Annotated in this window: 12 protein-coding genes; 8 read left to right on the forward strand and 4 right to left on the reverse strand. The window is 36.0% G+C overall.

Annotation, left to right across the window (positions count from 1 at the left end; all coding sequences use genetic code 11):
• Positions 1–298: 298 nt before the first annotated feature.
• From MTBBW1_RS26865 to MTBBW1_RS26890, 7 genes are all read left to right on the forward strand, one after another.
• On the forward strand, positions 299–958 hold the full coding sequence (locus MTBBW1_RS26865; protein WP_080810003.1) for a hypothetical protein: 660 nt from the start codon (positions 299–301) through the stop codon (positions 956–958).
• Between the two features lie 20 nt (positions 959–978).
• The gene (locus MTBBW1_RS28835; RefSeq protein ID WP_186441748.1) at positions 979–1,119 is read left to right on the forward strand and encodes a hypothetical protein; all 141 of its coding nucleotides are present in this window, start codon (positions 979–981) and stop codon (positions 1,117–1,119) included.
• A 177-nt stretch (positions 1,120–1,296) separates the two neighbouring features.
• A complete protein-coding gene (locus MTBBW1_RS26870; RefSeq protein ID WP_080810006.1) occupies positions 1,297–1,617 on the forward strand; it encodes a hypothetical protein in 321 nt (106 codons plus the stop codon).
• Between the two features lie 180 nt (positions 1,618–1,797).
• Complete coding sequence (locus MTBBW1_RS26875; RefSeq protein ID WP_080810009.1) at positions 1,798–2,382, forward strand: hypothetical protein; 585 nt, start codon at positions 1,798–1,800, stop codon at positions 2,380–2,382.
• Between the two features lie 183 nt (positions 2,383–2,565).
• Complete coding sequence (locus tag MTBBW1_RS26880) at positions 2,566–3,345, forward strand: radical SAM protein (RefSeq protein ID WP_186441749.1); 780 nt, start codon at positions 2,566–2,568, stop codon at positions 3,343–3,345.
• 191 nt (positions 3,346–3,536) lie between these two features.
• Positions 3,537–3,842, forward strand: coding sequence for an RNase H1/viroplasmin domain-containing protein (locus tag MTBBW1_RS26885; protein WP_080810013.1), 306 nt, complete (start codon positions 3,537–3,539; stop codon positions 3,840–3,842).
• Between the two features lie 13 nt (positions 3,843–3,855).
• Positions 3,856–4,098, forward strand: a complete 243-nt coding sequence (locus MTBBW1_RS26890; protein WP_139786932.1) for a hypothetical protein — start codon at positions 3,856–3,858, stop codon at positions 4,096–4,098.
• A 201-nt stretch (positions 4,099–4,299) separates the two neighbouring features.
• Here the strand turns inward: MTBBW1_RS26890 and MTBBW1_RS26895 are convergent, their stop codons facing one another.
• The 4 genes from MTBBW1_RS26895 to MTBBW1_RS26910 all read right to left on the reverse strand — a co-directional run bounded on the left by MTBBW1_RS26895 (position 4,300) and on the right by MTBBW1_RS26910 (position 6,066).
• The gene (locus tag MTBBW1_RS26895) at positions 4,300–4,632 is read right to left on the reverse strand and encodes a helix-turn-helix domain-containing protein (protein ID WP_080810019.1); all 333 of its coding nucleotides are present in this window, start codon (positions 4,630–4,632) and stop codon (positions 4,300–4,302) included.
• A 4-nt stretch (positions 4,633–4,636) separates the two neighbouring features.
• Positions 4,637–4,993, reverse strand: a complete 357-nt coding sequence (locus tag MTBBW1_RS26900) for a type II toxin-antitoxin system RelE/ParE family toxin (protein ID WP_080810022.1) — start codon at positions 4,991–4,993, stop codon at positions 4,637–4,639.
• Positions 4,994–5,076: 83 nt separating this feature from the next.
• Positions 5,077–5,394 (reverse strand): recombinase family protein, encoded by a 318-nt coding sequence (locus MTBBW1_RS26905; RefSeq protein WP_245809577.1) that lies wholly within the window; start codon positions 5,392–5,394, stop codon positions 5,077–5,079.
• Positions 5,395–5,478: 84 nt separating this feature from the next.
• Entirely contained in the window at positions 5,479–6,066 is a 588-nt protein-coding gene (locus MTBBW1_RS26910) for a recombinase family protein (protein WP_080810027.1), read from the reverse strand.
• A gap of 201 nt (positions 6,067–6,267) precedes the next feature.
• Between MTBBW1_RS26910 and MTBBW1_RS26915 the strand changes: the two genes are divergently transcribed.
• Positions 6,268–6,846, forward strand: a complete 579-nt coding sequence (locus MTBBW1_RS26915) for a recombinase family protein (RefSeq protein WP_080810029.1) — start codon at positions 6,268–6,270, stop codon at positions 6,844–6,846.
• Positions 6,847–7,167 lie beyond the last annotated feature (321 nt).

Below are 7,167 nucleotides of genomic sequence, written 5' to 3' on the forward strand. Positions count from 1 at the left end.
CAGCAGTAATTGAATAGAAAAAGATTGAAATGTCGAATGTTAAAAAATCAATGAAATCGTTTAGATAGACAAGATCAAATATTTTAATGCTTACTCTAATTTTATAAAGACTATTGTTCAGAATGAAGTTGAGAAGAAATAAAAAACATCAAATCGTTTAACTAAGTAGAACGAGAATTTTACATAACCTAAAAATAGGAGGTGAATATGGAAAAAATTTAGGAGAAAATTAGTAGTTAAAAAGCAGTCACATCAGCAGTCTTTTTTGAGTAAATCTAATTAAAAAATGAGGTGAAAAATGTCTAATGATAAGAGCAGTAAAACAGAATCAATTTTAAGCGAAATTAAAGATTTTCATATTAAATATGAAGAACATAAAAAAGAATCAACTAAATGGCTTTTGAAACGTAATGAAGGTGTCGCATCTTTAAAAAATGAATGTAAAGATGAAAAACAACTATATAGAATACTGAAAAAACATTATCCGTTTCTATATAATGTAGAAGTTGATGAAGCTTTGAAAATGGCAGAAAAAATCAATTTAGATCGTTATCCTATTTTGTCCTATCTTGGTGAAGATGGAATTGAAAGTTTGATAAAAGTTCTAGAAGCAAGTGATATGTCCTTAACAGAATTTTTGGGGGATTGTGAATTTGATTCATCCATATTTGATAGTTCAAATAAAGTTGAAATAGCTATGTTTTTAGTTGAAATTCATTTCTCGATGTATATTGCTAATTTTAATACACGTCATGAAGAAAGATTAAGAAAAGAAGAAATAATTAGAGATAAATTAATAAAAAAATTAAATATTGATACACGTTCTTTATTCAATGAAATTGGGCATAAAAGTGAAATTATACTCAGAGGAATTGCGAGTACGATATCTCGTAAACATCTGATAAGTGATGATAAATTGATAGAAATATTCAAAGAGTTGGCATTTAAGAATATTTAAATGATGATGAAATAAAAAGAATGAACGAAAATGGTACTGTGAAAGATCCATTCATTGACATTATTGCATGCTCATCATCCGAAGATGAAAGTAATGAAGATGACGAAAGTGATTCTGAATTAGTACATGATATGATCAGCCGCGGTGACTATTACGCATGATTTGAAATAGCAGTGCGATATTAATACTCTAAAAAATAACCCCTCACTAAACAAGTTGTAAGTCGTTATGAATTGATTTCGTAATCGATACGACATCAAGCACTACTACTGCGTCCAATAATCGGTGAGGGGTTATTTTCATTATTTGAGTTCAATTTTTCATTATGGAGAAATGCTATGTATTCCAAAGATGTGTTGGTAAAAGCAGAGAGTCAGTTGATGAACGCAATAAATGCAATTGAGAATGACCAGAAAGACGTTGTCCATTTACTTTGTTCTTTACACCGATGCAAAAAAGTAATCGATATTTGCATGATGTATGGGTTTCAGAAATATCGAAATATTCTCAAAAGAGATTTTAAAGTAGAGATTGATTGTATCAACGATCGAATACTAAAACTTAAGACAGAATATGATGAAGATAGTGAATTTGGTAAGATATTAAGTCGAGTGGAAACCAAAATAGTACGTTTTAAAATGTTAATTGGAATCAATTAATATTAGACAGTTTTGATATGCTTTTTTGATGGTAATCACCAACTCATGTAGATCTCATTTGAACTGGATATATTTTTTTATTGTTTTATGGAGAAAAATGAAAATTTCCAGCCATATTGTTTAGTAGGGGAAAAATAATCGACCCTACTTGGAAACAATAATTTAATGGAGGTAAGTTCTATGTCCAAAAAAAGTTTTGCTAAAAACAAAGATTTTCAGAAAGGAATTAAAATGAAAAAATTTATCATGATTCAACACAAAAACACTGGACACGAAAAGCAAAATGATGTGGTTGAACTTCAATATACACTTTTTAATACACAGTTTAAAGATATTGAATCTATGGCAAAAAAACATAAAACGGCCTCGAAACAGGTTTTCACAAAACAGATTATATTCAAAGAACTTAACGCCCTCTACGACTTGTATTTTGGTTTCCCTTTAAAAAATGAGCCGGGTGAATATTTACAGGGGTTTATAGGCGAATCTTTACAGCTGGGGCAAAGAATACTTTTTGGGCATAATCCAAGAGAAATAACTTCAAAAGATACTTTTAAATTTATTGTCTTTGAGTATCCTGTAGAACCTAAAATAAATGATGAAGGCAAGTTGGAAATGGTATTGAGAACTTTCCAATTTGCGGCTGCATCTATTAAAAATGCTCTATTTGGAGAGTTTATGGGTAAACATACAAGTCTTTATTGGGTATCTCTCGAAGAATTCAATAGGTTCCTTACGTCAACAGATTCTTTAATCGCAAATTAAGATTGTCAAATGGAATCTCATTCTGCTGAATGCTTTAGAAAAGACTGAATGAGATTCCTGCTTCAACTATAATCAGATGCCGTTGCAGCGTTTCACTTCAACATTGCAGTTATAGTATTTTTAATTATTTTCGGATTAAAAAAGATGTTTCTTATACAAAACTTCAAGATATGGAGAAAAATAATGGGGAAAACAGGTTTTAGAGAATGGGCAGATAAGTCCATAAATATAGCGACGGGTTGCGAAAACAATTGTTTATATTGCTACGCTAAATATATGGCTAATCGTTTTGGACATCGAGATAAAGACGATTGGGAGCGTTGTGTGGTTAGGCCTAAAGATGTTGATGTAAATAGAAAAAAAGTTAAAGGCCTGATTGGCTTTCCAACTTCACATTACATTTTGCCTTCCATATTCGATGATTACAGCAAAACGTTGCTCAAGCTCCTGGAAGCAGGAAATGACGTACTTATCGTCTCCAAGCCTCGATATGACTTGATGAAGCGGCTTTGTAAATCAATCGACCGCTATAAAGATCAGGTATTGTTCCGTTTCACTATTGGAGCCATGAATAACCAAAAGCTTAAATTTTGGGAACCTAATGCGCCGACATATGAAGAACGTAAGAAATCTCTCAGGCATGTAAAGAAAAAAGGATTTCGAACATCTGTAAGTATAGAGCCAATGATTGACTCTCTTAATATAGAGTCTTTGGTTTCAGATTTGGATCCCTATGTCACTGAAGATATTTGGGTTGGCATAATGAGTAACGTCGGTCGACTGAAACGTGATGCTGATAAACGTTTGAAAAAAGAGATTAAGCGCATAGAATTTGGCCAATCTCTTCCGCAAATTATTGATATTTATAAAACTTTTGAGAAAAACCCAAAGATTAAATGGAAAGATAAGATGCGAGTAAAAATCGAAACGTATCGAAATGAAATTGCGGCATTGTCCTCTTAATTTGTATTTTTTAAGAAGTCCTGCGTAGTAAAATCACCCCCCTCACCCAGACAGATTATTAACAGATTGTTGTTGGTTTCGCATTGACGCGACCAAGTTACCATAGCTGTATTTTATGTTTTGGGTGAGAGGGTAGAATAGACGTATGTATTTATTTTAATTGAATAACTATAAAAAATTTGGAGGAAATTATGCTCGACAAACCAAAAAAGAAGATAAAAAAATTTACCATGATCTTAGAAGAGATTGAAGATTTGAAGGCAATGATAATGAACCTGGAAATGACGATCCAATCTTTAAAGACAAATCGACCTAAGAAGAAAAAACAAACATGGTACTACGCCGTTGCAAGAGGGAAAGTTACTGGTATTTATAAAAGCTGGAGAGGGGCTAATGGTGCTGAAAAACAAATAAAAGGCTATAGCAATGCACTTCACCGGAAATTTCGTAGTTTAGAAGAAGCAAACAGGTTTATGGATAAACATTGTGAATATTAACATGGAGAATGCAATGAATACAAATAGATATGATCCAAAAACAGGCTTGAAGATTGAAGATCATCGAGGGATTGACTTAAATCAATATTACTACGGGAATCTAGCTGCAAAGAATTTAGGGATGACTTTTTATAAGTTCAAAAAGCTAAATTTGCGACCAGACAAAGTGGTAACAAATCCTCGTCATCAAGGTGGTGCAATCGCCTATCTATATAAAAAGGATAGAATAGATCATATAATAATTTCCGAAGTTTAAAATGAAATATTATTAATTTAAAAGGTAAAAAATGAACTTAGATTTTAAAAAATATTCCTTCACAATTAAAAAAATATGATCAGTGGGTCGTATGGCGTTACCAAGAAAGAGAGAATGGAAAAGGATGTCGGGACCCATTTGGAGCTCCACACTCAATGTCTCTGTGATAACGTTGAAGTTTTTCAAGTTTCTTTGCCTGCATTAGAGATTTTTTGTCTCAGAGCTGTTACTAAAACCAATGACCTCCACTGGGGGTCTTCGGGGAAATTCTGCAACAAGCTTAAGTGAACCTCCCATGGATTCAATATAGCGTCGTAAAGTGGATAGCATTAAATCCGTCCTGCTTTCGAGCTTAGAGATATTCCCCTGGTCCATTTTTAATTTCTTTGCAATATCCATTTGGGTAAATTTCATAGCCCTGCGCAATTCTTGTAAGGCCATATATTCAGCATTCATTGCTTGGAAACGTTCTTCTATCTCTTGCTGATGATCTTCCGGCAATTCAGCAATGAGATCATCTATATTACGTGCCATTTTTTTAGTCCTCCCCTGGTTGATTGAGCCATTCGAAAAATCGAGTATCAGCAGCTTTTATCAATTTTTTATAAAACCGATTTTGCTTTACTCCCGACTTATCCCCGGCAACCAGCAAAATAGCTTGTCGTTTAGGGTCAAAAGCGAATGCAACACGCCAGACGCCATTATCAGCATTAAATCGAAGCTCTTTCATGTTTGAGTATTTGGAGCCTTCTAATGTATCTACATGTGGGCGTCCTAATTGTGGACCATATAGCTTAAGCATCTGAACTGATGCGAAAAATTCGGTTTTTACCTTTCTTGAAAAATCTTGAATTTCTGTCTCAAAATTTTCATGTATGATTATATTCCATTCCATATAACGATTATGTCTTTTAGTATATATGTAGTCAAGAGAATGTTTTAAAAATATTCCCTGCGCAGCTCACCCGAGGTACGGAATTAAAGCGTTTGCTTCTCTATAGGCTTCGCATACTTGTAGAAGGTGCTTCTGGCAATCCCCAATTGATTACAAATCTGCTTCACCGACAGAGTTTTATCTTTCATCAACGCCTGAGCCATGGCCTTGGTTTCTTCCGGCACCCCGGGTCTCCCGCCTTTTCTCCCTCTGGCACGTGCTGATTTGAGTCCTGCCTGCACCCTCTCTCTGATCAGATCCCGCTCAAATTCTGCCAGCGCACCAAATAGATGAAAAATGAGTCGCCCACCGGCGGAGGTGGTGTCGATATTCTCGGTAATCGAGCGGAACCCGATTCCCATCCCTTCAAGGGGTAACCCCAACATTCGCACTGCCAAGTGCAATCTGTCAATTTTAAATCAACATAACCTACCGATTTTAAAATCTTATTTACCCTTTTTTTCAAATAGTTTTTTTCCATCTCCACGTAGACTTCCATCTGGTGCAACGTGTCGGTATAGTGTTTGACGAGTGATCCCCAGCTCTTTGCAGAGAGATCCAACATTGGTTTCCGGCTGTCCCATGGCTGCCATGGCAAGTCGTAGCTTTGCCACAGTCATTTTATATGGTGCCCCACCTGTCCTTCCACGGGCACGAGCTGACGCCAACCCTGCTTTTGTACGTTCAGAGATGAGCTCTCGTTCAAATTCTGCGAGACCTGCAAATATACTGAAGACCAGCTTGCCGGCTGGTGTCGTTGTATCAATAGACGCCCCTTGGCCAGATAGGACTTTAAATCCAACACCTTTCCCTTCAAGGCCATGGACAGTATTTACCAAATGCCTGAGATCCCGTCCAAGCCTGTCCAATTTCCAGACAACCAGAATATCTCCTGCTCGCAATGCCTTCAGAGCAGCCTTCAGCCCAGGTCGGACATCCAGCTTACCTGAGGCCTTGTCTTCATAAATATGCTCCGGAACAACACCGGCAGCGATAAGAGTTACGGAACCGATTCGTTCGAAATTGGGCAGTATAAAATTTTTTGTTACATTAACATTTTATTTTTGCTGGGATGCTTCAGGTTCAATTTTTGGAGATCATTTGCTGTCAAGAACCTATACCTTGTTAGACATCTTAAAAAAGGCGTTATAAAGGTCTTTTTTTGAATTGTTGATATTGTTTCTAAAAAGGTCTATACTTTGTTATACAGTTTTAATCTATAACAAGGAAAAAATATGACTGTCTTCACTTATGCAAGAGTATCCACAGCAGATCAAAATACCGACATGCAGGAACAAGCCCTAAAAGCTAAATATCCAGACGGTGTATATAGAGAAGAAAAAGCCACTGGTACAAATATGAAAAGACCAAAGCTTGCCATTATTCTTGAAATGATAAACAGAGGCGATAAAATTGTGGTCTGGAAATTAGACAGACTCGCAAGAAATATGAATGACCTTTGCGGCATAGTCGAAACCCTGAAACAAAAAGGAGCCTCTCTTGAAATAATCGACCAGGCCATTGATACCGGCACAGCAGCAGGCAAGGCATTCCTTCAGATGCTCGGAGTTTTTGCTGAATTTGAAACCAACCTTAGAAAAGAACGCCAGATGGCAGGCATAGCAGCAGCACAGGCAAAGGGGAAACATTGCGGACGTAAGGCCACATTAACCACCAGGCAGAAGGATGAGATCAGACATAAGAAAGAATCAGGAGTAAACCCGACAATCTTGTCCAAAGAGTATAATGTCAGCAGAGCCACCATATATAATGCATTAAAAGAAGTGATAGAATCCCCTTTAAAGGATGCATAGACTATTTGGAAAGATATGTATCAAATAGCATTGTCCAAAATCGCCATATTTTGAGATATGGCCTTGGGTCTATATGTTGATATCCCCCCTGGCACTACTGCCTCTTATTTTGAATTTTTTTAAAATGACTTTATTTTAACATGTTAGTGTGGATATGAGCATATATACAAGATAATGAAACGTTAAATCTGTATGCTGCGTTTGTGAGGGGGCAACGGATTACCAATCGAAAATTTAACTCACGTGCCCTACCTCACGTTTAAAAAGTGCTTGTCTTTATCTTTTTGTGATGATAATGGAATATTTGGCGCATTGACTATA

It is taken from the genome of Desulfamplus magnetovallimortis (assembly GCF_900170035.1).
In the GTDB taxonomy this organism is placed as follows: Bacteria; Desulfobacterota; Desulfobacteria; order Desulfobacterales; family Desulfobacteraceae; genus Desulfamplus; species Desulfamplus magnetovallimortis.

Bases quoted from the DNA above. Each gene is read 5' to 3' on its own strand.
- MTBBW1_RS26865 (WP_080810003.1), top strand. From the start codon at position 299: ATGTCTAATGATAAGAGCAGTAAAACAGAATCAATTTTAAGCGAAATT.
- MTBBW1_RS28835 (WP_186441748.1), top strand. From the start codon at position 979: ATGAACGAAAATGGTACTGTGAAAGATCCATTCATTGACATTATTGCA.
- MTBBW1_RS26870 (WP_080810006.1), top strand. From the start codon at position 1,297: ATGTATTCCAAAGATGTGTTGGTAAAAGCAGAGAGTCAGTTGATGAAC.
- MTBBW1_RS26875 (WP_080810009.1), top strand. From the start codon at position 1,798: ATGTCCAAAAAAAGTTTTGCTAAAAACAAAGATTTTCAGAAAGGAATT.
- MTBBW1_RS26880 (WP_186441749.1), top strand. From the start codon at position 2,566: ATGGGGAAAACAGGTTTTAGAGAATGGGCAGATAAGTCCATAAATATA.
- MTBBW1_RS26885 (WP_080810013.1), top strand. From the start codon at position 3,537: ATGCTCGACAAACCAAAAAAGAAGATAAAAAAATTTACCATGATCTTA.
- MTBBW1_RS26890 (WP_139786932.1), top strand. From the start codon at position 3,856: ATGAATACAAATAGATATGATCCAAAAACAGGCTTGAAGATTGAAGAT.
- MTBBW1_RS26895 (WP_080810019.1), bottom strand. From the start codon at position 4,632: ATGGCACGTAATATAGATGATCTCATTGCTGAATTGCCGGAAGATCAT.
- MTBBW1_RS26900 (WP_080810022.1), bottom strand. From the start codon at position 4,993: ATGGAATGGAATATAATCATACATGAAAATTTTGAGACAGAAATTCAA.
- MTBBW1_RS26905 (WP_245809577.1), bottom strand. From the start codon at position 5,394: ATGGGAATCGGGTTCCGCTCGATTACCGAGAATATCGACACCACCTCC.
- MTBBW1_RS26915 (WP_080810029.1), top strand. From the start codon at position 6,268: ATGACTGTCTTCACTTATGCAAGAGTATCCACAGCAGATCAAAATACC.